Source organism: Shewanella sp. A22, assembly GCF_053850585.1.
This window is the reverse complement of record NZ_JBSQBN010000015.1, coordinates 1-23,431: the sequence shown is the minus strand read 5'-3', so window position 1 is coordinate 23,431 and position 23,431 is coordinate 1. Positions and strand designations below refer to the sequence as shown.

At 41.1% G+C, this 23,431-nt stretch carries 21 protein-coding genes and 1 riboswitch; of the genes, 6 read left to right on the top strand and 15 right to left on the bottom strand.

Annotation, left to right across the window (positions count from 1 at the left end; genetic code table 11):
• Positions 1–57: 57 nt before the first annotated feature.
• The 11 genes from nqrF to ACWXWT_RS04685 form a co-directional block, all read right to left on the bottom strand.
• Positions 58–1,305 carry an NADH:ubiquinone reductase (Na(+)-transporting) subunit F gene (nqrF, locus tag ACWXWT_RS04735; RefSeq protein WP_456040464.1) on the bottom strand — a complete coding sequence of 416 codons (1,248 nt, stop codon included), beginning with the start codon at positions 1,303–1,305 and terminating at the stop codon, positions 58–60.
• 46 nt (positions 1,306–1,351) lie between these two features.
• Positions 1,352–1,960, bottom strand: a complete 609-nt coding sequence (gene nqrE, locus ACWXWT_RS04730; protein WP_456040463.1) for an NADH:ubiquinone reductase (Na(+)-transporting) subunit E — start codon at positions 1,958–1,960, stop codon at positions 1,352–1,354.
• 5 nt (positions 1,961–1,965) lie between these two features.
• Positions 1,966–2,598 carry an NADH:ubiquinone reductase (Na(+)-transporting) subunit D gene (locus tag ACWXWT_RS04725; protein ID WP_456040462.1) on the bottom strand — a complete coding sequence of 211 codons (633 nt, stop codon included), beginning with the start codon at positions 2,596–2,598 and terminating at the stop codon, positions 1,966–1,968.
• The gene (locus ACWXWT_RS04720; protein WP_456040461.1) at positions 2,598–3,383 is read right to left on the bottom strand and encodes a Na(+)-translocating NADH-quinone reductase subunit C; all 786 of its coding nucleotides are present in this window, start codon (positions 3,381–3,383) and stop codon (positions 2,598–2,600) included. Before ACWXWT_RS04720 ends, ACWXWT_RS04725 begins: the two co-directional genes overlap by 1 nt.
• Entirely contained in the window at positions 3,376–4,575 is a 1,200-nt protein-coding gene (locus ACWXWT_RS04715) for an NADH:ubiquinone reductase (Na(+)-transporting) subunit B (protein WP_456040460.1), read from the bottom strand. The genes ACWXWT_RS04720 and ACWXWT_RS04715 overlap by 8 nt, the downstream gene beginning before the upstream one ends.
• Positions 4,575–5,909, bottom strand: coding sequence for a Na(+)-translocating NADH-quinone reductase subunit A (locus ACWXWT_RS04710; protein WP_456040485.1), 1,335 nt, complete (start codon positions 5,907–5,909; stop codon positions 4,575–4,577). The genes ACWXWT_RS04715 and ACWXWT_RS04710 overlap by 1 nt, the downstream gene beginning before the upstream one ends.
• Positions 5,910–6,332: 423 nt before the next feature.
• The gene (locus ACWXWT_RS04705) at positions 6,333–8,408 is read right to left on the bottom strand and encodes a TonB-dependent receptor domain-containing protein (protein WP_456040459.1); all 2,076 of its coding nucleotides are present in this window, start codon (positions 8,406–8,408) and stop codon (positions 6,333–6,335) included.
• A 183-nt stretch (positions 8,409–8,591) separates the two neighbouring features.
• Positions 8,592–9,101, bottom strand: coding sequence for an S-ribosylhomocysteine lyase (gene luxS, locus ACWXWT_RS04700; protein ID WP_456040458.1), 510 nt, complete (start codon positions 9,099–9,101; stop codon positions 8,592–8,594).
• 90 nt (positions 9,102–9,191) lie between these two features.
• Positions 9,192–10,316: a TRAP transporter substrate-binding protein gene (locus tag ACWXWT_RS04695; protein ID WP_456040457.1), complete on the bottom strand. Its 1,125-nt coding sequence runs from the start codon at positions 10,314–10,316 to the stop codon at positions 9,192–9,194.
• 145 nt (positions 10,317–10,461) lie between these two features.
• Positions 10,462–10,761 carry a BolA family protein gene (locus ACWXWT_RS04690; protein ID WP_456040456.1) on the bottom strand — a complete coding sequence of 100 codons (300 nt, stop codon included), beginning with the start codon at positions 10,759–10,761 and terminating at the stop codon, positions 10,462–10,464.
• A gap of 611 nt (positions 10,762–11,372) precedes the next feature.
• Positions 11,373–11,594 (bottom strand): hypothetical protein, encoded by a 222-nt coding sequence (locus ACWXWT_RS04685; protein WP_456040455.1) that lies wholly within the window; start codon positions 11,592–11,594, stop codon positions 11,373–11,375.
• A gap of 342 nt (positions 11,595–11,936) precedes the next feature.
• Between ACWXWT_RS04685 and ACWXWT_RS04680 the strand changes: the two genes are divergently transcribed.
• Positions 11,937–13,727, top strand: coding sequence for an acyl-CoA dehydrogenase C-terminal domain-containing protein (locus ACWXWT_RS04680; protein WP_456040454.1), 1,791 nt, complete (start codon positions 11,937–11,939; stop codon positions 13,725–13,727).
• A 72-nt stretch (positions 13,728–13,799) separates the two neighbouring features.
• On the opposite strand, the gene ACWXWT_RS04675 is transcribed toward ACWXWT_RS04680, so the two are convergent.
• The 4 genes from ACWXWT_RS04675 to ACWXWT_RS04660 form a co-directional block, all read right to left on the bottom strand.
• Positions 13,800–14,378 (bottom strand): thymidine kinase, encoded by a 579-nt coding sequence (locus tag ACWXWT_RS04675; protein WP_456040453.1) that lies wholly within the window; start codon positions 14,376–14,378, stop codon positions 13,800–13,802.
• Between the two features lie 174 nt (positions 14,379–14,552).
• Positions 14,553–16,112, bottom strand: coding sequence for a Na+/H+ antiporter NhaC family protein (locus tag ACWXWT_RS04670; RefSeq protein ID WP_456040484.1), 1,560 nt, complete (start codon positions 16,110–16,112; stop codon positions 14,553–14,555).
• 79 nt (positions 16,113–16,191) lie between these two features.
• Positions 16,192–16,407, bottom strand: a riboswitch (Lysine riboswitch).
• A gap of 355 nt (positions 16,408–16,762) precedes the next feature.
• Positions 16,763–17,686: an electron transfer flavoprotein subunit alpha/FixB family protein gene (locus tag ACWXWT_RS04665; protein ID WP_456040452.1), complete on the bottom strand. Its 924-nt coding sequence runs from the start codon at positions 17,684–17,686 to the stop codon at positions 16,763–16,765.
• 1 nt (position 17,687) lies between these two features.
• Positions 17,688–18,437: an electron transfer flavoprotein subunit beta/FixA family protein gene (locus tag ACWXWT_RS04660; protein WP_456040451.1), complete on the bottom strand. Its 750-nt coding sequence runs from the start codon at positions 18,435–18,437 to the stop codon at positions 17,688–17,690.
• A 434-nt stretch (positions 18,438–18,871) separates the two neighbouring features.
• On the opposite strand from ACWXWT_RS04660, the gene ACWXWT_RS04655 reads away from it, so the two are divergent.
• The 5 genes from ACWXWT_RS04655 (at position 18,872) to ACWXWT_RS04635 (ending at position 23,203) form a co-directional block, all read left to right on the top strand.
• Positions 18,872–19,282 carry an H-NS histone family protein gene (locus tag ACWXWT_RS04655; protein WP_456040450.1) on the top strand — a complete coding sequence of 137 codons (411 nt, stop codon included), beginning with the start codon at positions 18,872–18,874 and terminating at the stop codon, positions 19,280–19,282.
• Between the two features lie 160 nt (positions 19,283–19,442).
• Complete coding sequence (gene rcsF, locus ACWXWT_RS04650; RefSeq protein ID WP_456040449.1) at positions 19,443–19,841, top strand: Rcs stress response system protein RcsF; 399 nt, start codon at positions 19,443–19,445, stop codon at positions 19,839–19,841.
• 124 nt (positions 19,842–19,965) lie between these two features.
• Complete coding sequence (gene tsaA / locus ACWXWT_RS04645; protein WP_456040448.1) at positions 19,966–20,754, top strand: tRNA (N6-threonylcarbamoyladenosine(37)-N6)-methyltransferase TrmO; 789 nt, start codon at positions 19,966–19,968, stop codon at positions 20,752–20,754.
• Positions 20,755–20,758: 4 nt separating this feature from the next.
• The gene (locus tag ACWXWT_RS04640; RefSeq protein ID WP_456040447.1) at positions 20,759–21,373 is read left to right on the top strand and encodes an acyltransferase; all 615 of its coding nucleotides are present in this window, start codon (positions 20,759–20,761) and stop codon (positions 21,371–21,373) included.
• 114 nt (positions 21,374–21,487) lie between these two features.
• Positions 21,488–23,203, top strand: a complete 1,716-nt coding sequence (locus ACWXWT_RS04635) for a proline--tRNA ligase (protein WP_456040446.1) — start codon at positions 21,488–21,490, stop codon at positions 23,201–23,203.
• The last annotated feature ends 228 nt before the right edge of the window (positions 23,204–23,431 follow it).

Here is a 23,431-nt window from a genome sequence, read left to right as displayed (position 1 = left end):
CTTGTCTGCACTGCTGCAATTTTCATGACTTACATGTCAATATTTTAGGCTAACGATTTAACCACCGAAATCATCTAGTAAGATATTTTCGTCTTCAACACCTAAATCTTTCAGCATACCAATTACGGCTGCGTTCATCATTGGAGGTCCACACATGTAGAACTCACAATCTTCTGGTGCATCATGGTCACGCAAATAGTTTTCATACAAGACGTTATGAATGAAACCTGTGTAACCAGTCCAGTTGTCTTCAGCTTGCGGATCAGACAATGCAACATGCCACTTAAAGTTCTCGTTTTCAGCTGCTAATCCGTCAAAATCCTCAACATAGAACATTTCACGCTTAGAACGAGCACCGTACCAGAAACTCATTTTACGCTTTGATTTAAGACGTTTTAATTGGTCAAAAATGTGTGACCGCATTGGAGCCATACCAGCACCGCCACCAATAAAGACCATTTCAGCATCAGTATCTTTAGCGAAAAATTCACCAAATGGACCCGAAATAGTGACTTTATCGCCCGCTTTTAAGCTCCAAATGTACGAAGACATTTTACCACATGGTAAGGTTAAATTACGTGGTGGTGGCGTAGCGATACGCACGTTCAACATAATAATACCAAACTCTTCAGGGTAATTAGCCATTGAGTAAGCACGAATAGTTTCTTCGTCTACTTTTGACTCTAGCTTAAAGAACCCAAAGTGCTCCCAGTCGCCACGATACTTTTCAGGCACGTCAAACTCAGCATATTTAACATGATGAGCTGGAGCTTCTATCTGAATATAACCGCCGGCACGGAAAGGCACAGACTCACCATCTGGAATTTGCAGCTTAAGCTCTTTAATGAACGTGGCTTTGTTATCATTAGAGATAACTTCACACTCCCATTTCTTGATGCCAAAAATTTCTTCATCAAGCTCAATTTCCATATCCGTTTTCACGTTTACCTGACAAGATAAACGACAGCCCTGACGCGCTTCGCCTTTGCTTATATGATCAAGTTCAGTAGGCAAAATATCCCCACCACCAGACTTAATCTGTACACGACATTGACCACATGATCCACCGCCGCCACACGCACTTGACACGAATATACCGTTGTCGGCTAATACGCCAAGTAGCTTACCACCAGCACCGGTTTTAATTGCTTTATCTGCATCGCCGTTAATACCAATAGTAATATCACCACTGGCCACTAGTTTTGATTTAGCAAATAAAATTACTAACACCAAAAGCAAGACAATCGCAGTAAACATACTCACACCTAGATAAACATCTAGTGGAGTAGATTCAAGAATACCCATTCACTTATCCTTAAAGGTTCAAATTAATACGTCTTCTCAATATTTCTTAAAGAGAAACACCAGAGAATGACATAAAACCTAGAGCCATAAGACCAGCAGTAACAAAGGTAATACCTAAGCCACGCAAGCCGTTTGGCACGTCAGAATATTTCATTTTTTCACGAATACCGGCTAACAATACAATTGCTAATGCCCAACCAATACCAGAGCCGATACCAAATACCACACTCTCGCCTAAGTTGTAATCACGCTCAACCATGAAAGATACTGCACCAAAAATTGCACAGTTAACGGTAATCAAAGGTAAGAAAATACCTAACGCGTTGTACAAAGGAGGGAAATATTTATCTAACGCCATTTCCAATATTTGTACAAGTGCTGCAATCACACCGATAAAGGTGATGAACTTCAAAAAGCTCAAATCAGCTTCTGGCGCACCAGCCCAAGCTAAAGCACCAGGAGCCAGTAAACCTTGATAAATAATTTGGTTAGCAGGAACCGAAATAGCCAGTACCACAATAACGGCAACACCTAGGCCCATCGCAGTGGTGACTTTCTTAGACACCGCCAGGAAAGTACACATACCTAAGAAGAATGCTAACGCCATATTTTCAATGAAAACTGAACGAATTAATAAACTAATATAATGTTCCATTGCGTTTACCCTTTTGCTTCAACTTGCTCTGGCTTATAAGTACGGATCAACCAAATCAAACCACCAATCAAGAAGAATGCACTTGGAGGTAGTAGTAATAAACCGTTAGGCTGATACCAACCACCGTCAGAGATTTTGCTGAGGATTTCTACGCCGAATAATGAACCATTACCAAACAATTCACGCACGAAACCAACAGACAACAGAATAGCACCGTAACCTAAACCGTTACCGATACCATCCATAAAGCTCATCATAGGTGGTGTTTTCATTGCGTAAGCTTCAGCACGTCCCATTACGATACAGTTAGTAATAATCAAACCTACGAATACCGATAACTGCTTAGAAATGGCATAAGCATAAGCTTGTAATACTTGGTCAACCACAATCACTAATGAAGCAATAATGGTCATCTGTACAATAATACGCACACTGCTTGGAATGTGATTACGAATAAGCGAGATAAACAGGTTAGAAAACGCTGTTACCGCGGTTAACGCAATCGTCATCACGAGTGCGGTTTCCAATTTACTGGTAACAGCAAGCGCACTACACACACCCAAAATTTGCAATGCAATTGGGTTGTTATTGATAATCGGTCCGGTCAGAACCTGTTTAAGTTCTTTAGCGTCAGCCATTAGCTTAGCCCTCCGTTGCGTGCTTTAGCGATAAAGCTTGCAAAACCTTCTTTACCCAACCAAAACTGCAATGAATGTTGTACGCCGTTACTGGTCAATGTCGCACCGGAAAGTGCATCAACACCATGAACAGAGCTCGCCACTGCAGGGTTTTTAGTTACGCTGATGGCCAAGTTGCCTTGTTCATCAAATAACTGTTTGCCTTTCCACAATGCTTTCCATTTTGGATTTTCAACTTCACCACCTAAACCGGGTGTTTCAGCTTGGTCGTAATAAACTAAGCCCTGCACAGTGTTTAAGTCAGCTTCTAATGCCAAAAATGCATACATAGTCGACCATAAGCCGTAACCATGAACAGGCAAAATGACGCTAGTCAATTTACCCGCATCATCACGAACAAGATAAACAACAGCTTTATTAGCAACACGTTTGATTGAGGCAATGTCATTGTCAGGAATCGACGACATATCTGTATTACGAGACGCTTTGCGTTGATCATAAGTGTTAGCATCGCCTTCAACAAATTCACCCGTTTTTAAGTCAACTAAACGAGCTTCAACATATTGATTGTACTTGCTAAGGATATCTTGTTTGGTAACTTTACTTTCTTTGGTGTTAATCAAGCTCGCAGCTTCAAGAATATACTTCTGCTTATCTAATAACTTGTTTTCTTGCTGTGTAGGCTTTAATAGCACTGCAGCAGTCGACACCAAAATAGAGCAGATAAGACATAAGCCGACAACAACAAATAGCGTTCTACCGAACGAATCTTTATTACTAGCCACGAGAAATCCTCCGCTTAATATTTGCCTGTACAACAAAGTGGTCAAATAATGGAGCAAATAAGTTAGCAAATAAGATAGCTAACATCATACCTTCTGGGAATGCAGGGTTAACCACGCGGATAAACACTACCATTGCGCCAATAAGGAAACCGTATGCCCATTTAGCGGTATTGGTAAATGATGCAGAGACAGGGTCTGTCGCCATAAACATCATACCAAACGCAAAACCACCTAATACTAAGTGCCAGTGCCAAGGCATAGCAAACATCGGGTTAGTATCACTACCAATAACATTAAGTAATGTCGCAATCGCCACCATACCTAACATCACACCACCCACAATACGCCATGACGCGATACGGGTGTAAATGATAACTAAACCACCCAGCAAAATAGCAAAAGTGGATACTTCACCCACAGAGCCTGGAATAAAGCCCATGAAAGCGTCAATCCAATTAGCATTTGACGCGTAATCGAAAGTGCCTTGCGCAGCCTGACTCAATGCAGTTGCACCAGAGAAGCCATCAGCTACAACCCACGAGTTGTCTCCAGACATGCTTAATGGGTATGCAAAGAATAAGAAAGCACGCCCAGCGAGTGCCGGATTGAGGAAATTACGCCCTGTTCCGCCGAAAATCTCTTTTGCGACGACGACACCGAAAGTAATACCTAACGCCACCATCCATAATGGGATAGTTGCTGGCAGAGTTAATGCAAATAGCACCGAAGTAACGAAGAAACCTTCATTAACTTCATGTCCACGTATTGAGGCAAAGAGTACTTCCCAAAAACCACCGACAATAAATGTCACGGCATATATTGGTAGGAAGAAACACGCGCCATAGAACATCAAAGATGTTACGCCTGAATCAGCAGAGAGCTGAGCGCCCAACAACTCAAATAGGCCTACCTGCCAAACATCAGGGGTACCGAAACCAGCAGCCATAGCAACTTGAGCTTGTAAACCTACGTTATACATACCAAAAAACATTGCAGGGAATGTACACGCCCAAACCGTAATCATCATACGTTTGAGGTCAAGGTTATCGCGAACATGGGTTGCCCCGTGGTTCACTTTTCCTGGTGTATAAAATACTGTGGCGGCCGCTTCATAAAGGGCATACCACTTTTCGTACTTACCGCCTTTTTCAAATTGCGGTTCAATACGCTCGATAAAATCTTTCAAGCTCATTAGCCTTCCCTCTCGATCGTATCTAAACAGTCGCGTAAATATGAAGCGTAGTCATACTTACCTGGACATACGAACGTACACAATGCCAAATCTTCTTCGTCTAACTCTAACGCGCCCAAACGAGCTGCACCATCAAAGTCCCCAGAGACAAGATCTCGAAGTAGCATAGTAGGTAAAATGTCTAAAGGCATTACGCGTTCATAGTTACCAATAGGCACCATTGCACGATCTGAACCACCTGTACTGGTGGTCATATTAAACAGACGCGATGGATGTAAGTGACCTAAGAATGCACGAGTAATAGAGAACTTATCTGCACCAGGCATAGCCCAACCAAACAATTCTTTCTCAGTACCTTCTTCAAGTACACTCACTTGCTGATGATAACGCCCCAAATAAGCATGAGGCCCAATGGCTGTACGACCACTTAATACTGATCCCGAAACCACACGAACACCTTCACCAACCGTTTCATCAGTAGTCAGTTCAGCTATGCTGGCACCTAAAACAGTACGAACAAGACGAGGCGTTTTCGCTTTAGGACCGCCAATAGCAACCACACGTTCAGTGTTTAACACACCTTGAGTGAACAGTTGGCCAACCGCAATCACATCTTGATAGCCAATATGCCAAACAGTACGAGTAGCAGAAGCTGGAAGAATATGATGAATATGCGTACCCACAAGACCTGCTGGGTGTTTACCCGCAAACTCTTGGACTTGTGCATTGGCAATTGGAATGTCGGCACCCTGCGCTTTACATAGGTAAACATTACCTTCAGTTAATCGAGCTAAGATCTTAAGACCATTAGCAAAATCTTCTTTATGTTCGGCTATAACTACCGCAGGATCGGCAGCAAGGGGTTGAGTATCAATTGCAGTGACAAAAATACCTGCGGCAGTAGCATCTACGGCTGGCACTTTACTGAAAGGGCGTGTACGCAAAGCTGTCCATAAACCTGATTCAATCAGATTATCACGAACAACTTGTGCATCTAAAGTGTCTAATTTATCAGCATCATATTTTGTAAAAGCAACGCTATCGTCACCTTCCACTGCAATAACAACTGACTGAAGTACACGTCTTGCACCTCGGTTGATTTCTAAAATAGTACCACTGGCTAAAGCCGTATATTTAACACCTAAGTTCTTTTTATCTTCAAAAAGAACTTGGCCTTTTTGTACTTTATCGCCCACTTTAATCTTCATCGTTGGACGTAAGCCAATATACTCTTCACCCAAAGTAGCTACGTGTCTAATGGCTGAGCCATTATGGATAACTTGCTCTGGTCCGCCTGCTATAGGCAGTTCCAATCCTTTCTTAATTGTAATCATATCCACAAGCACTACGTTTGAAGGAAAGACAATGCGCCACGTTCCGCTACAAAAACAAAGTGTTAACAAACACTTGCCATTTGAGCTAGCGCAGATTTAACTCGAAAATGCGATCATAATCACGCTGGTCGCGCGCATTTTACCGCAAATATGAGACTATCGCCACGAAAATTATAGGTGTTTTCAAACCAATACCTAACTCAATAGGTTGTGTTTAGCTCAATCTAAACGGATCAGAACCTAACTTATAATATTGCTAGCTAAATTCTGAATCACAAAACTATAGCATTAATTTTTAAAGAAATAATATTAGATGTTCATCCATAAGCATGTGAACATCATAAAAAAACACCACTGAACAGGTTAACAAGATGTTATTGCAACCTGACACAAGGTGATCACCTGTTCCCGGCCTTTCTTTAATTAGAAATGCCCTTGATAACCAAAATAAGTCGTCATTTCTGACTGACCTTGAACCCCCATAGCAGTGCGATTAGCGACTAACTCTTCATCTAATACATTTTCTATTCGTACATACAGTTCATGGCGCTCAGTCAAACGATAAGCCGCCGCCAAATCAACCTTCCATTGACTATCAATAGTAAGATCGTTTGTGAGTGTTCCTTGATAACCGAGTTCTGATTGATACAAAGCATTCACCATAATAGACAGCTGCTCATAAACAACACCTGCATTCAATGTTAGCTGTTGTTCTGGTACCCATGGTAATTGTTGATTAGCAGCAAAACAACCCATCAAATCATTGCAACCAGCGTTATCAACTTCGGCTTGAGCATATTGATATTTTGCGTTAAATGGCATAGAAAAGTGCTCAAAAATAAATCTATACGCTAAGCTAAAGTCCGCCCCCACAACAGAGACATCACTCATGTTCTCTTGCAGTGAGAACTGCTCATCATCACATATCATTCCTTGCATACAGCTAATATGTTGATTCTCGTAATCATACAAATAACCATTAATCGCAACTGACAAAGCATCTTGTTGGTAACCCAATGCAAATTGATATTGAAGTGCCTTTTGCGCAATTTGTTCAATATTACCGGCAGAAGCAGCAGTCCAAGCTTGTTTAGTTTGTAATGCCGCAGACCATGGTCCAGCCTGATAAGCTACTGCTAAAGAGGGTAACCATCCATCATCAGAAAAATCAACAGCGTTAATACTATCCGTTGCCACATCAAATTCACGCGAAACACTAACATGCTCATAACCTAAGCCAAGATTAATAGACCAGTGACCATAATGTAACTTACTGTCAACGGCAGATGAAAAAACCGAAGCATCATCAATATAGGAAAGTGTATATTCATCATCCGTGATTGGCTTCAATAATAAATCGTCTCCCCACAGCCACTCTCGTTGTCCTAAGCGCATTTCAGCTTTATCTGTATGATAACGAGCACTATAGGTCACCTGATGTTGACCATACATACTGACACCTTTTGTTTGTACTCCAAATCCAGAAAAGTCGTTATTTTGTGTTAGCGAACCTAAGTTCATTCCATCGACATTAGGATCTGTTTCAAACAAAGCAATATTAGCCAATAACGCACCATCAATTTTTTCACCATCAACAAAATGCATGTCCTGCGTTTGCTGTGAATAGGTTTGGTAATAAAAGTCGGTCACCATGGTCGACGTAGATGACAACACAACATTATGCGCTAATACGTAACGTTGGCGTTCAGTTTCGACATTATTCATACTGGTGGCTGAATATAATTGAGTTGGTTTTAATCCAAAATCAACACTTGTTAACCCCAACGTTCCGCGATCAACATCTTGAGCTGAATACTGATAACTAAACTCTGTAGTTTGCCTATTACGAGCACCCGGTAAACTGTCGGCAGCAATCTTAAACAGAAAATCTTTTTGTGTTGCATCGGCATTTCTTGCTACGCCTTTACCCACATCGTCAGAGGCTGATTGATAATCAATCGCCATTAACATACCATTGTTCTTAGTCGTACCACTGACAATAACACCACCATTTATGGTGTTGCCATCGCTGCCTTCAACATGAATGTCTGTAGCATATTTTTTAGCGTTAATTTTAACCGATTGATAATCCAGCTTACCAAAGGCAGCCTGTGAGCTTTCTGTCACACTCGTCATACCGGAAAACACCACATGCTGTTGAAGCTGCAAATTAGGTTGAAGGGTGAGATGTTGCCCCGAATATGGCGCTGGAGAAAAGAAAATACCATCTTGTAAAATAGCAATGCCGTCTGTGGCACCGGCATGAGTCACTGTGACATCTTGATGTGATGTGGTGGGTAATACGGTTATGCCCGTCAGCCCTAGCGCAACCTCACTCTGACGATAATGAAAACGGCCTGTCTTTAACGACTGTAAGTCGAGTTGGTTATTAAGGTTGTCAATAGATTCTGTTACCGTTTCGGCAACGGCATTTGTTAAATGAAAAACATAAAGCACTGCAGCCGCTATCACTGACAGCCTTAATGAGCAGTTAGACATATTCATCTCCATTGATGTGTCTGTTTACACTCCCAATCACCCCAAATGACAAATGAGGTAACAGAATGCGACCATTACAGTAGCGGTTTCAACTACATAAAAAAAGCGGGGCGCAAAGGGGTAAGTGTTTTCACAAAAAAAGCGGCTAAGGCCGCTTTTTTTATTATGTGTTGGTCAATTGTATTAAAGGTTTCCTAAAATATCGTCACTTAATTTTAAGTCATCATTTTGATTAACACTCACACCTGCTGCAATAATCATCCGCGCAATATCTTGCGCTTCAGCTAATGAATGCATTTCGTAAGTCCCACATTGGTACTCATTTAACTCAGGAATATCGTTTTGATCAAGTACATTTGTGACATCAACCATTGCGGCTAACCACGCATCGGCAACCTGAGCTTCAGTCGGCTGACCAATTAAACTCATATAAAAACCGGTACGACACCCCATAGGAGAAATATCGATGATTTCTACACCATCACCATTTAAGTGCTCGCGCATAAAGCCTGCAAATAAATGTTCGAGAGTATGAATACCACGCTCACTGAGGATATCTTTGTTTGGTGCACAAAAACGTAAATCAAAGACGGTAATAGCGTCGCCACTAGGAGTACTCATGTGCTTAGCAACGCGAACCGCTGGGGCATTCATACGAGTATGATCTACAGTAAAACTGTCTAATAAAGGCATTGCTCTCTCCCAAGATAAGTAAAATAATTCGACATGATATCATCTAATATTGAAATAATATCACTATTAAAACATTGTCACAGCTACCATTTATTCTTGTTGTAACTCATCTAATTCAAACTGGCTTAATGCATCTTCAGTGTAGCTAAAATAACGTTTCACCTTTTCCTCGTTTGCCATGTAAGATTTCAGGACCTTATTAAAGAGTGGGTCTTTGGCGGCTTCATGGTTAAGAACATCATCTCTTGCATGTTTTAATGCACGGATCACGCTATGAGGAAATGGCTTGACTTGCACATTGTGTTCATTAAGCAAGATATCCATCGCGGCTATATGACCTTGAGTATAGTCATCTAACATATCTTGATTTATGGCTTTGGCCGCGACCTTAACAATCATTTTCAAATCATCAGGTAACATCGCAAAAGCGTGTTGATTAATGAGGAACTCCATTGTGGAACCTGGTTCATGCCAACCAGGATAATAATAATATTTGGCCACTTGATTCAACCCTAGTGGTAAATCATTAAAAGGTCCAACCCATTCAGCAGCATCAATAGCGCCTGTTTGTAAAGCACCATATAACTCCCGGCCTGCAAGCGCATCAACAGGAACACTCCCCAATGTCTTAAGGACTTCGCCACCCAAACCGGGTAAACGAATTTTAAGGCCTTTAAAATCCGCTGGCGAGTTAATCAGTTTGTTAAACCACCCCCCCATTTGCATGCCGGTATTTCCCCCAGCAAGTGGTAATACACCAAAAGGTTGATATACCTCCTCCCACAGCGCCATTCCACCACCATAATGAAGCCAAGCATTCATCTGTTGGGCATTTAAACCAAAAGGAATAGATGAAAAAAACTGTGCAGCTGGCGCCTTTCCTTTCCAATAGTATGACGCACTATGAGCCATTTCAATCGTGCCATTGCTGACACCATCAAACACAGACATAGCGGGCATTAACTCACCTGCACCATAAACGCTAATCACTAAACGTCCATTCGACATTTGCTTAACGAGTTGAGCAAATCGTTCAGGAGCCATGCCTAAGCCAGGCAAATTTTTTGGCCATGACGTAGCTAAGCGCCATTTAATGACTTTTTGAGGTTCTGGAGTAAGTTGAGAAAGGGAATTTGTCTTAGAAGAAGAGTCTTGTTGACAGCCAAATAATAAGATTAAACCGACAAAGTAGCAGGTTTGTATCACTTTGCGCATGTAAATGTCCCTTACCAATCAGACTCATCGAGTTCACGACTGTAACATAAACATAACCAGTGACAAACACCACTTCAATACAGAATAAAAAACCTCACATATTCAGCGAGGTTTTGGTATAAAACGAGCAATAACGAATCAACTATCAGCCTTTGCAATTAGGCGTTCTTGGCACTTCATCTAATGCTTTCCACTCTGGTTGGCTATAAGCATTAATAGACAGAGCATGCACGCCATTAGTTAATTCATCAGCTAACACTTGGTTCACAGCCCGATGACGAGCCAACAACCGCTGCTCGCTAAATTGTTCACTCACCACAACCACTTTAAAATGAGTCTCAGAATTAGGGGGCACATGATGACGATTACTTTCGTTAATCACCTCAAGGTGTAACGGCGAGAAAGCTTGATTCAATTTATCAGTAATGATTTGTTGAACAGACATAGTAATACTCTTGTTTATACACATCTAAGAAATCGCAGAGTACTGGTTTGCCCGTTAAAGGTCAAACAAGCTGAGTAAAAGTCGATACTGGTGCACAGAACATGCAAAAGAAAAATTCGCAATAATCACCTTACGCACTAGGGCCTGTTGATCTTTTCTGGTTAAGTTTTGTTCGAGATAAAAACGTTTTAATCGAGGCGAGAGGATTGCAGCCTAGCAATCTAAGCTACTTTTACTTAACGAAGAGGACTCAACAAAGAGTAAAACGTTTTTAGCCGAACCCTTCGGGCAGAGTTTGTTGGTCATTTTTACTGCATTATCGACTTTTTATGTAGAATAATACCAACCCTATTAAATATGTGATCTTTCAGCGGGAGTTCAAAGTGCTGTAGGAAAGGCAAATGATTGAAGCGAATAGTGATCCTCGGTAACAAGCTCCTGCGTTACTCTACCTCCAGTATCTGACCGTCATGGATGGTGGGAATGTGTTATTTTTTATGGAAAAAATAGACCATGCCGTCGTATTTTGAAAGCATCTAACGAAGCATAAAGGACTTTGAAACCCGCCAGAATGGAGTCTCTCAGGTATTCCACTTCTGTGTTACATCGATTTAAAAGGCAACAACCATTTCTACATCAATGTGCCTTGAATTGAAAAAACTGAGAGACTCTGAACTGACCAGATATTTAATGAGATTGGTATTACCATCGTCTGTGGCTAATTCAAAATTAGCGGCGACAACTTCATCTACTTGTGCCGCTGCGTCCGTTCCGTGTAACGGCATAAAAAACAATAAGAGCAATATGCCCATTCTAAAACCAACTAATTTCATCACTTTCCCCATTTTGATGCTTATTTTCTTTGATAGATAACTTATAGACCGGATAAAACCGATTCTGTATTCGTTAATAGCGTAAAAAATGGTTCATCAATACTGAACTTTCTAAAGATAATTACGTTATGAATAAAAGTGGTTAACTGCACCTGTATGTCAAAGTAAATAAATCGGTACATCTACGTCAACAAGATAAGTTTACGCTTACGTAAAAATAATACTGAGTTTTTACTCGAAATTGGGTATGGTTAGATAAACCAACTATCTGATTGGACCAGTAGCCAATAACAACGTCTGACTGAGACCAAACTAAAATACACATAACCAAGGAATGATCTTATGCCTATTTACCAAGCTCCTCTTCGCGATTACCAATTCATTCTCTCTGAACTGCTTAATGTCTATCAACAAACTGATTTACGCGGTTTTGATGAATTAGATGCAGATCTCACAGATGCAATTTTACAAGGTGTTGCTGATTTTACCACCGACATTATGTTGCCACTCAACGCCAGCGGTGACTTAGAAGGTTGTAAATTGGTTGACGGTATGGTCATCACCCCAAAAGGCTTTAAGCAAGCATACAAACAATATGTAGAAGACGGCTGGGCCACATTAACTTGTGATCCTGAGTTTGGCGGCCAAGGCCTGCCCGAAGTCATCGGTACATTTGCTACCGAAATGAAAACAGCCACGAATATGGCGTTTGCAATGTATCCAGGGTTAACCCATGGAGCCTATTCTGCAATTCATGTTCACGGTAGTGATGCGCTAAAACAAAAATATTTAGCCAAATTGGTCAGTGGCGAGTGGACAGGCACCATGAACTTAACCGAATCTCATGCAGGTACCGATTTAGCCTTACTTCGCACAAAAGCTATGCCTGCAGGGGATGGCCTTTTTGCAGTTAGTGGCGAGAAGATATTCATCTCGTCAGGCGATCACGATCTCGCCGACAATATCATTCATTTAGTATTAGCGCGTCTACCAGATGCGCCAGAAGGTGTTAAAGGTATTTCATTATTTGCCGTGCCTAAATTTCTAGTCAATGCAGATGGTAGCTTAGGAGAAGCCAATAAACTTGGCGCGACAGGTTTAGAGCATAAAATGGGGATCCACGGAAACTCGACTTGTGTGATGCATTTTGATGGTGCTATTGGTGAACTTGTGGGTGCACCGCATCAAGGTTTAAAAGCCATGTTCACCATGATGAACCAAGCACGCTTAGGTGTGGGTATTCAAGGCTTAGGCGTGTCAGACATTGCTTATCAAAATGCCCTCGTTTATGCCAAGGAGCGTATTCAAGGACGTGCATTAAGCGGCGTAAAACAACCTGAGCAAGCGGCTGATTCATTATTAGTGCATGGTGATGTGCGTCGTATGCTGTTATCACAAAAATCCTTTAACGAAGGTACGCGTGCACTAATGGGCCAGCAAGCGTTATGGCTTGACCAAGCTGAACGTCATAGTGACCCAGCTCAAGCAAAGCAAGCCTCTGCACTAGCAGCGCTATTTACGCCAATCGTTAAAGGTTTTGTCACCGACCAAGGCTTTAAAGCCTGTGTTGATGCGCAGCAAGTGTATGGCGGCCATGGTTACATTAATGAATGGGGCATGGAGCAATTTGTGCGTGATATCCGTATCGCGATGATTTATGAAGGAACCAACGGTGTACAAGCTCTCGATCTAGTGGGCCGTAAACTGCTTAGCGACAAAGGGGCAGCATTAACACTTTGGTCTGGTATGGTGAAAGAATTAATTCAGCAACACGCGGTTAAGGATGCAATGAAACCTTACCTTGCAGGCTTAATGGACGCCGCAGGTGATCTTGAAAAAGCCACCGGATTTATTGTTCAATCGGCCAGTAAAAACCCAGATCTCATTGGTGCGGCCTCAATGGCCTATATGCAATTGTTTGGTATTACAGCCCTTGCGTGGATGTGGACTCGCATAGCAGCCACATCATTAGCCGCATTAGACAATGGCACCGAGGAAAGTGAATTTTACCAAGCAAAACTTAACACCGCAAAATTCTTTATGAGCTATTGGGGCAGTCAAACTCGCAGTCTACGCAAACAAATTGAATTGAGCAGTGCTGATATTGTTGAGTTTGCCGAAGCTGACTTTTAATCATTAATGATATAATCAAAAAGCCGCTTCAAATTGACTTGAAGCGGCTTTTTTAGTCATGTTAAATGTAGCTTAATCCCACAAAAACTCACGAAAATGCTTTCGACAAACCGACTCATAACTTTCATTGCCACCAATGGCAACCTGTTCACCTTCACGCATAGGATTCCCTTCACCATCAAGACGCACGACCATATTGGCTTTACGACCACAATGACATATGGTTTTTAGTTCGACGAGTTTATCAGCCCAAGCGAGTAGATAGTGACTGCCCGTAAACAACTCTCCCTGGAAATCACTACGCAAACCGTAACATAACACTGGAATATCTAGATTATCGACAACATAGGTTATTTGTCTGACTTGCTCTTTACTTAAAAACTGACACTCATCAATAAGTACACAATGAATTTTTTGCTCATTATTCGAATCAGCAATTAATTCTATTAAATTATCAGTACTACCGAATACCTGTGCATCCGTTTCAATACCAATACGTGATGCAACTTTGCCGACACCATAACGATTATCTATCGAAGCTGTCATCACTAAAGTATGCATACCGCGCTCACGATAATTATAAGAAGACTGCAGTAATGAAGTAGATTTACCGGCATTCATTGCCGAATAATAAAAGTACAGTTGCGCCAAAATAATACGTCCCAATGGTTAGTCAGATAATGTCGCTCATATTACCTTTATTAACATCGCAACAACAAACAAAAATGCCGTATTCGTTATGAATACGGCATTTTTTAACGATTAAATCCGTTTGTTGCTCTACACTACTCAATACGTTTATTGCACTGTGTGCATGAGCCAGTATTACTTTTTAACAAAAAAATGCAATACAACAAGACTTATAACAAACATAGCCGAACAGCAAAGTAACCCTGCGATTAATGAACCAGTAAAACCTAATACTGTGTAGCCAACTAAACTGATAAATGCGGTTATCAATGCATAAGGCAGTTGAGTGACGACATGGTCAATATGATGACAACTCGCCCCAGTTGACGACAAAATCGTGGTATCGGATATCGGCGAACAATGATCGCCAAATACTGCACCCGACAACACTGCAGCCAACATAGGTAACATCATGGTACTGTCACTGCCCATCGCCATGTCCGCCGCTATGGGTAACATTATCCCGAAGGTTCCCCAACTGGTTCCAGTGGCAAACGCCGTAACCCCTGCCAATAAAAACAGCACGGCAGGTAACATAGCAAATGGAATATTGTCGGTTGCTAAACTGGCCATATACTTGCCTGTTTCTAGCTCCCCTATCACACTCGAAATAGTCCAAGCAAAAAGTAAAATATAAATAGCCGGCAGCATAGAACGTGCACCTACCAGCATCCCCCTTAATAGCATGGGCCATTCAACTTTTTGTTGAATCCCTAAAATCACCGTAGCAATAAGGCCAATAATAGAGCCAAAAAATAGTGATGAACTCACATCGGTATTTTCAAAAGCGCCAAGCACACTAAACGATAATTCTTTTGCTGTTAATGCATCAGCACCGCTTGAAACCATAAAATACACCGTGGCAAACACGAGTATAGCAATAGGTAAAAACAACCCCATAACTTTACCGGTATCGGCTTCTGGTAAATCCGTTGCAGCACCAGGCGGTTGGCCTTTCTTCTCGTCAAATAAACTACCACGCAACGCATTTAATTCATGCTGACGCATTGGGCCAACATCTAAGCTAAACATGACCACACACAGCAATAATAAAAGCGAAAAAATGGCATAAAAATTCATTGGGATCATTTGCATAAACACACTCAAATGCCCCGAATCTGTAAAACCATGGGCAGTTAAAATGCCGCCAATTAATGCAATAATGTATGCTCCCCAGCTTGACACAGGGGAAATAACACACACAGGCGCTGCTGTGGAATCAAGAATATAAGCGAGTTTAGCGCGCGAAATATGATAACGATCGGTAATTGGACGAGAAATTGAACCGACAACTAAACTGTTAAAATAATCGTCAATAAACACGACACAGCCCAAAAACATGGTCATTAACTTGGCATCACGTTTATTACGGATACGTTGTTTGGCCCAATCAGCAAATGCGCGAGCTGAGCCACTCACAGTAATTAATGCCGTTATCATTCCTAGCACAATTAAAAAACCAAGAATATACACATTCCAACTGTTCAATCCACCGTCTTTCCAAACCAATTTCCCAGCAGTTTGTAAGATATATTCACCGGAACCAATGATTGTGAAATCAGTCAGCAGCAAAGCGCCTATGGCAATACCAACCCCTAAAGACAGCAAAACTTTGCGTGTAAAAATAGCCAGTGTAATTGCCACAAGTGGTGGCAAAACAGAAAGTGCCGAATCGGCATAACTTATTATCATAATTTAATTATTTCTTCGTTGGATACGAATAGAGAAAAACTAGAAATAAGACTCACCATACACAGAAAGTGTATGTATGAACTTACCTAGTAGCACTCCACAGTAATATCCATTTAATATGAATATCATTCTTTTTATCATGTCGATAGAAAGACTATGACAGTGCAGCCCCTTTCGAGAACTGCCCCAACAATGAGGCTGATAACCTCATCTGTTTCGGCATTGCATCCTTTAATATTGAATTATTGGCATCACCCAATTCAACACGACTTATATGCAACGCACCTCTACTTTTCGTGTTTGCACTCAACACTCATTACAAACAGCGCGAACATACAATCATAAAGTGCTTATTCTACGCCAGTAAAAAGCACTTAACCGCAGTGCAAATAACAAAACCGCTAACTAAAAACACATTTTTACAGCAATAGTTTAACGTTTTCAAATCAAATACACACTATGGGGCTGAGAACAAATACAACTACAAGATGCAATCAGCACTCACATTATGCAAAAAACCATCAAACACATGTTCCATCCAATAAAAAAGGTTTCTACAGTGTGAAGTAGAAACCTTTATAGATGAACAACCAAGCTACTTAACCACAGATCAAACAGCTTTATTATTCAGCTCAACTTAGAAGAATACGTTATTACACTAAGTTATTTAATGCTGGAACAGCTTCAAACAAATCAGCGACTAAACCATAATCTGCCACTTGGAAAATAGGCGCTTCAGGGTCTTTGTTAATCGCAACAATCACCTTAGAGTCTTTCATACCAGCAAGATGCTGAATGGCACCTGAAATACCTACAGCAATATACAAGTCTGGTGCAACAATTTTACCTGTCTGGCCCACTTGCAAGTCATTTGGAACAAAACCAGCATCCACTGCGGCACGCGATGCACCTACAGCCGCGCCTAACTTATCTGCGAGTTGTTCTAGAATGACAAAATTTTCACCACTGCCCATACCACGACCACCAGAAACGATAATACCAGCATTACCTAACTCTGGGCGTGCAGACTCGGTCAAAGCTTGTGATACAAATTCAGTACGTGCAGCAATGGCTTGAGTTAAATTAACCACTTCAGCACTGCCCGTTGAATCAACAGCATCAAACGCACTTGAACGCACTGTCATGACTTTTTTTGCATCTAAACTTTGTACCGTAGCTAAAGCGTTACCAGCGTATATAGGACGGACAAACGTATCACTACTGACAACTTCAATCACTTCAGAGATCTGAGCAACATCGAGAAGTGCAGCTACGCGGGGTAAAGTATCCTTACCCACACTCGATGCGACAGCCAAAATATGTTCATAATCTGCAGCTAATTCAACAATTAACTTAGATAGGTTTTCAGCCAAATGCGCGCCATATTCAGCAGAGTCAGCGACTAACACTTTACTCACACCAGCTAAGCTTTGTGCAGCTGTGACGGCAGCACTACAATCAACACCTGCGACGAGTACATGAATATCACCACCAATGGCTGCAGCTGCGCTAATCACTTTAGCCGTATCGGCTTTTAAACTCACATTATCGTGTTCTGCTAATACTAAAATGCTCATGTTAGATCACCTTCGCTTCGTTTTTTAACTTCTCAACCAATTCTTCGACAGAAGACACCATAATGCCGGCCTTGCGGTCAACTGGAGGGGTTACTTTAAGTACTGTTTGATGTGCTTTTAAACTCACATCTAAATCAGTAACAGCGACGGTTTCTAACGGCTTACGTTTCGCTTTCATAATGTTTGGCAATGATGCATAACGGGGCTCGTTTAAACGAAGATCAACCGTAACAATTGCCGGCAAAGGCATTTTTAAGGTTTGTAAGCCGCCGTCAATTTCACGAGTGACCGTAACACTATCACCATCAACGTTAACTTCAGAAGCAAAGGTTGCTTGTGGCAAATCAGCTAATGCCGCTAACATTTGCCCTGTTTGGTTATTGTCGCCATCGATTGACTGCTTACCAAATAGTATTAGTTGCGCTTGCTCTTTTTCTTGCACGGCTTTTAATAGCTTGGCAATTGACAGTGGCACTAACTCTTCATCTGTTTCAATGTGAATAGCTCTATCTGCCCCCAAAGCCATCGCGGTTCTTAATTGCTCTTGGACAGCTTTTACACCAACACTCACCACGACAACTTCGGTGGCAATGCCAGCTTCTTTTAAGCGAACGGCTTCTTCAACAGCAATTTCGCAAAATGGATTTAACGCCATTTTAAGGTTTGTTGTATCAACACTTGTGTTGTCAGCTTTTACCCTGACCTTCACATTGGCATCGACTACACGTTTAACAGGCACCAATACTTTCATAGGGTTTCCTTCCTACAACTTGAATGAATGTGGACAACACATTGGCCTTCACCAATGCAAGATGGGTTAACTCTACGTCCTGCTAACGTCAACGTCAACAAAAGTCAAACGCTTGTTTACATATTTTTTTTCTTTGATGGTGGCAATCAAGGTAGATAGGCAGTTGTTGACTATTTGCTTAACGAGATATATTTAATTAAAATATATTTCATAATTGGATGATTTAATTTGATTCAGAGCCGAATAGTTTCTATTATCATACTTATATTCAGTATTTATTAAGTTGTATTGGTAATAACTAACGAGCTAACATTACTTATATTAATAATAAGACAACAATAAACCATATGCAGTACTGGGAACTACTTTAAGCGTTGATGATTTATCTCTTATCACTTTTATTTTATTAATAAATAATTAGGAAACTATACAACATGAGTGACTTTTTAGACATATTAACCCACGGCCGTCGTTTTAAAGCTGCAGTAAAGGAATTATCTCTTGATGATTTGCTCGAAACAGCTGCAAAATTAGAAAAAATCATTACCGAACGTCAAGAAGAAGAAAAACTAGAACTTGAAGCCAATGCAGAACGTAATGCTCGTATTGCTGAAATCCTAGCTCAAATTGAAAACAGCGGTTTATCTATTGAAGATTTAGGTGAAGTGACGTCTTCAGCTAAAACAGCAACCAAAAAGCGTGCTCCACGTCCGCCAAAATATCAAATTACTGTTGATGGCGAATTAATTCAATGGACTGGCCAAGGTCGCATGCCAACGGTATTCAAACAACAAGTTGATAGCGGAAAAAGCATGACAGAATTTTTAATTCCTGGCATGGAATAATAATGCTAACTAACAGTTAACATTACAGTTACCTCATTAAATTAAAAGAGCTTACTTTAAGTAAGCTCTTTTTTTATGACATTTGAACGCTTTAACATCGCTATGAGACAGAGTAAACTATTGATAAATGCTCATCTCCTCTTAATTAAAGGTTTCGGCTATGACTTTTCCTCTTAAATATGTATTTTTTGCCTCTGGCATAACTTTATTATTGAGCGCTTGTACAAGCGATTTTACATTCAAAAGTAATTTAGACAGTAAAGTAATCAATGATTATTTTAAAGTCAGTGATGTACACTTATATGAAGGTTCTGAACAACCAAAAGGTCAATTTGAAGTATTAGGTTTAGTTGAAGGCGAAGCCTGTCAAGAAACCCTTCAAGATGCTCCTCCACAAATGAGTATTGCCCGGACGAATGCCAGAAGAGCGGCAGCAGACTTAGGAGCTAATGGCTTTGTAGTTAAAAGCTGCTTTATCATAAATGAAGCTGATAATAGTTGTTTTAGTCGCGCACTTTGTGTAGGACAAGCAATTAAAGTACCTACTAAGCAAGAATAACAACCTACAGAATAACTCAATGTAATATCTTGGCAAAATACACATAATGAGTGCCAACATCACGCTCATCAATAAGGTTTGTTTTAATTTATGATTTCCTTTCATTGCTTAATTCAGGTATTTCATGGCCCTAAGTAACCAACCAAACAGTCAGCAAGATCCAGTTGACACTCCAGCTACAGCTCCATTTAGTAATCAATTAAATGCGGTCGCCATATGTAGAACGCCTTATAAACAAAAATTCGGTATTCCCCGTCAACCAGGGCTAGTCAATGCCATTGGTTACATTGAGTTTGAGCCAGCCTTTAATCATCTTGATGCGGTTAGAGGGATAGAGCAATATTCTCATTTATGGTTATTATTTTGTTTCCATGAAAATTTAGCCCAAGGCTGGAAAACAACAGTACGCCCGCCCCGTCTTGGTGGTAATGAAAAGCTAGGCGTGTTTGCCACTCGCTCAACCTTTAGGCCCAATGGCATTGGCCAGTCAGTGGTAAAACTTCATGGTGTAGAACAACGTAAAGGAAAGGTGTGTTTAAAAATATCAGGAATGGACTTACTCGATGGCACCCCCATTGTTGATATAAAACCTTATATTCCTTTTTCTGATGCTATTTTTGATGCCAAAGGCGGTATTGCTCAAGAAGCCCCCATTTTATGCTGTGTCACATATACTGATATTGCCGAAAAACAAATCGCTCAACATGCCACACAAAACCACTATCAAGGTTTAAGCGAATTAATTGAAGGTGTGTTGTCACAAGACCCTCGTCCAGCCTATAAAAAAGCAAAAGAAGATCTCAAGCTTTATCAAATAGCATTATATGACTTAGATGTTTTTTGGCGTATTACTCCCCAAGGAATTGAGGTAGTAGAACTCAAACCGACCAATGTTGAACGGCTTAAGGAGTAACAACATGGCGGAAATTGACTACCAAACTCAGCACAAAAAACGCTTATCATGGATGCCTTGGTTGTACTTTTCATTAAAGCCTAAGCACCTACTGTGGGCAAAGCCATGGCAAGATGAAATACAACAGCATCTTTGCCAACTAGAAACCATTCAAATTGGTCAACAATGTTTTATTGCCCCGCAAGCACAACTTTTTGCCGAACCAGGTCGGGATATCAACATTGGACATCAATGTATGATTGCCGCTGAAGTCTTTATGCATGGTCCAATAACTTTAGGTAATGAAGTGGCCATTAACCATGGTTGCAGCTTAGATGGTGGCCGTAACGGTATCAAAATTGGCAACCAAACACGTATTGCCAATAACGTCACTATTTATGCCTTTAATCATGGTATGGCCCCTAACACGCCGGTTTATCAACAACCCGCAACATCTAATGGAGTGATCATTGGCCAAGATGTATGGATTGGCGCTCAAGCTGGTATTGTTGACGGTGTAAATATTGGCGATCATGCCATTATTGGCATGGGTTCTATTGTCACAAAAAATGTCCCCAACTACGCTATTGTTGCAGGAAATCCAGCCCGAGTGATTGGCGATAGACGTGATAAAAAATAACCTACTACCATTTAAGCATCACAAAGCCTTCTTTTGAGTAGAAATAGCAGGTGACATCATTGATGCAGGTGCTAAAATGGCGATCATTCATAGCAACTATTTTGGACATTGGGAATGCGAGTTAGCAAGTACCTGCTTTCAACACAAAAAGAAACCCCTGCAAATGCAGAGGTGATTAGTCATCAGTTAATGTTACGTGCCGGTATGATCCGTCGTAATGCTTCAGGTCTCTACAGCTGGCTTCCGTCAGGTTTACGCGTATTACGTAAAGTTGAAGCTATTGTTCGTGAAGAAATGAACAAAACAGGCGCTATTGAAATATTAATGCCGCTAGTTCAACCTGCTGACTTATGGGTTGAAACAGGCCGTTGGGACAAGTTTGGCCCTGAATTACTGCGTTTTCAAGACCGCCATAATCGAGATTTTGTGCTGGGTCCAACCCATGAAGAAGTTATTACCGACTTAGTCCGTAAAGAATTAAGTTCTTACAAACAACTGCCAATAACTCTTTACCAAGTACAAACTAAATTTCGGGATGAAGTGCGCCCACGTTTTGGCGTAATGCGTGCTCGCGAATTCTTGATGAAAGATGCTTATTCTTTCCATTTAGATCAAGAAACAATGGACAGTACATACCATGCCATGCACACCGCATACAGTAATATTCTGACACGTATGGGTCTGTCATTCCGTCCGGTACTTGCTGACACTGGTTCTATTGGTGGCAGCATGTCACATGAATTCCATGTACTTGCTAGCAGCGGTGAAGATTTAATCGCTTACTCAACGGGCTGTGACTATGCCGCTAACATTGAGAAAGCTGAATCGCCAATGCCTACTCAAACGCGTGAAGCGCCAACACAAACAATGACGTTAGTGGACACTCCTAACGTAAAAACCATTGCCGAATTAGTTGGGCAATTCGATCTGGCGATCACCCAAACCGTTAAAACCTTAATCGTTAAAGGCGCAACGAAAGAAGTACCATTGGTTGCATTAGTGATTCGTGGCGATCACGAACTTAACGAAATCAAAGCCGACAAACTTGAGTTAGTTGCCTCACCATTTGAATTTGCATCTGAAGCGGAAATTCGTGATGCAGTGGGTGCAGGTCCAGGTTCTATTGGACCAGTAGGCTTAAATATGCCGATAATTATAGACCATAGTGTCACTGTAATGAGTGATTTTGCTGCCGGTGCCAATACCGAAGACAAGCATTACTTTGGTATCAATTGGGAACGTGATTTACCGTTAACCACTGCTGCTGATATTCGTAATGTTGTCGAGGGCGAACCTACGCCAGATGGCTTAGGCACTTATGCTATGGCTCGTGGTATAGAAGTCGGTCATATTTTCCAGTTAGGCACTAACTACTCAACATCAATGAACGCCACTGTGTTAGATGAAAATGGCAAAGCTCAAGTATTATTGATGGGTTGCTATGGCGTTGGTGTTAGCCGTATTGTGGCTGCAGCTATTGAACAAAACAACGATGATCGTGGCATTATTTGGCCTGAAGCAATCGCACCGTTTACGGTAGGTATTTTGCCAATGAACATGCATAAATCCCATCGCGTTGCTGACATTGCTGAAAAACTTTACCAAGACTTAACAGAGGCTGGCGTTGAAGTGTTAATGGATGATCGTAAAGAACGTCCAGGTGTAATGTTTGCCGATATGGAATTGCTCGGTTTACCCCATGTGGTAGTCATTGGCGATCGTAATATCGATGCTGGTGTCTTTGAATACAAAAATCGTCGAACAGGTGAGAAGCAAGATATCCCATTTGATGAAATAGTGGCATTTTTAACAAATGCTGCAAAAGGTTAACCGCTCATTGTCACCCATTTAAAAAACGCACTTTTGGTGCGTTTTTTATTGCCTTAAACTAAATATGATTTAGACCAATGCATTTTATTGTTCAAGATCTATATAATACCAATCCTATTAAATATGTGATCTTTCAGCGGGAGTTCAAAGTGCTGTAGGCAAGGCAGATGATTGAAGCGAATAGTGATTCTATTTTGAAAGCATCTAACGAAGCATAAAGGACTTTGA

What these genes read in the sequence shown, in the direction of transcription:
- nqrF (WP_456040464.1), bottom strand. Translation starts at nt 1,305, where the DNA reads ATGGGTATTCTTGAATCTACTCCACTAGATGTTTATCTAGGTGTGAGT.
- nqrE (WP_456040463.1), bottom strand. Translation starts at nt 1,960, where the DNA reads ATGGAACATTATATTAGTTTATTAATTCGTTCAGTTTTCATTGAAAAT.
- ACWXWT_RS04725 (WP_456040462.1), bottom strand. Translation starts at nt 2,598, where the DNA reads ATGGCTGACGCTAAAGAACTTAAACAGGTTCTGACCGGACCGATTATC.
- ACWXWT_RS04715 (WP_456040460.1), bottom strand. Translation starts at nt 4,575, where the DNA reads ATGAGCTTGAAAGATTTTATCGAGCGTATTGAACCGCAATTTGAAAAA.
- ACWXWT_RS04710 (WP_456040485.1), bottom strand. Translation starts at nt 5,909, where the DNA reads ATGATTACAATTAAGAAAGGATTGGAACTGCCTATAGCAGGCGGACCA.
- ACWXWT_RS04705 (WP_456040459.1), bottom strand. Translation starts at nt 8,408, where the DNA reads ATGTCTAACTGCTCATTAAGGCTGTCAGTGATAGCGGCTGCAGTGCTT.
- luxS (WP_456040458.1), bottom strand. Translation starts at nt 9,101, where the DNA reads ATGCCTTTATTAGACAGTTTTACTGTAGATCATACTCGTATGAATGCC.
- ACWXWT_RS04695 (WP_456040457.1), bottom strand. Translation starts at nt 10,316, where the DNA reads ATGCGCAAAGTGATACAAACCTGCTACTTTGTCGGTTTAATCTTATTA.
- ACWXWT_RS04690 (WP_456040456.1), bottom strand. Translation starts at nt 10,761, where the DNA reads ATGTCTGTTCAACAAATCATTACTGATAAATTGAATCAAGCTTTCTCG.
- ACWXWT_RS04685 (WP_456040455.1), bottom strand. Translation starts at nt 11,594, where the DNA reads ATGAAATTAGTTGGTTTTAGAATGGGCATATTGCTCTTATTGTTTTTT.
- ACWXWT_RS04680 (WP_456040454.1), top strand. Translation starts at nt 11,937, where the DNA reads ATGCCTATTTACCAAGCTCCTCTTCGCGATTACCAATTCATTCTCTCT.
- ACWXWT_RS04665 (WP_456040452.1), bottom strand. Translation starts at nt 17,686, where the DNA reads ATGAGCATTTTAGTATTAGCAGAACACGATAATGTGAGTTTAAAAGCC.
- ACWXWT_RS04660 (WP_456040451.1), bottom strand. Translation starts at nt 18,437, where the DNA reads ATGAAAGTATTGGTGCCTGTTAAACGTGTAGTCGATGCCAATGTGAAG.
- ACWXWT_RS04655 (WP_456040450.1), top strand. Translation starts at nt 18,872, where the DNA reads ATGAGTGACTTTTTAGACATATTAACCCACGGCCGTCGTTTTAAAGCT.
- rcsF (WP_456040449.1), top strand. Translation starts at nt 19,443, where the DNA reads ATGACTTTTCCTCTTAAATATGTATTTTTTGCCTCTGGCATAACTTTA.
- tsaA (WP_456040448.1), top strand. Translation starts at nt 19,966, where the DNA reads ATGGCCCTAAGTAACCAACCAAACAGTCAGCAAGATCCAGTTGACACT.
- ACWXWT_RS04640 (WP_456040447.1), top strand. Translation starts at nt 20,759, where the DNA reads ATGGCGGAAATTGACTACCAAACTCAGCACAAAAAACGCTTATCATGG.
- ACWXWT_RS04635 (WP_456040446.1), top strand. Translation starts at nt 21,488, where the DNA reads ATGCGAGTTAGCAAGTACCTGCTTTCAACACAAAAAGAAACCCCTGCA.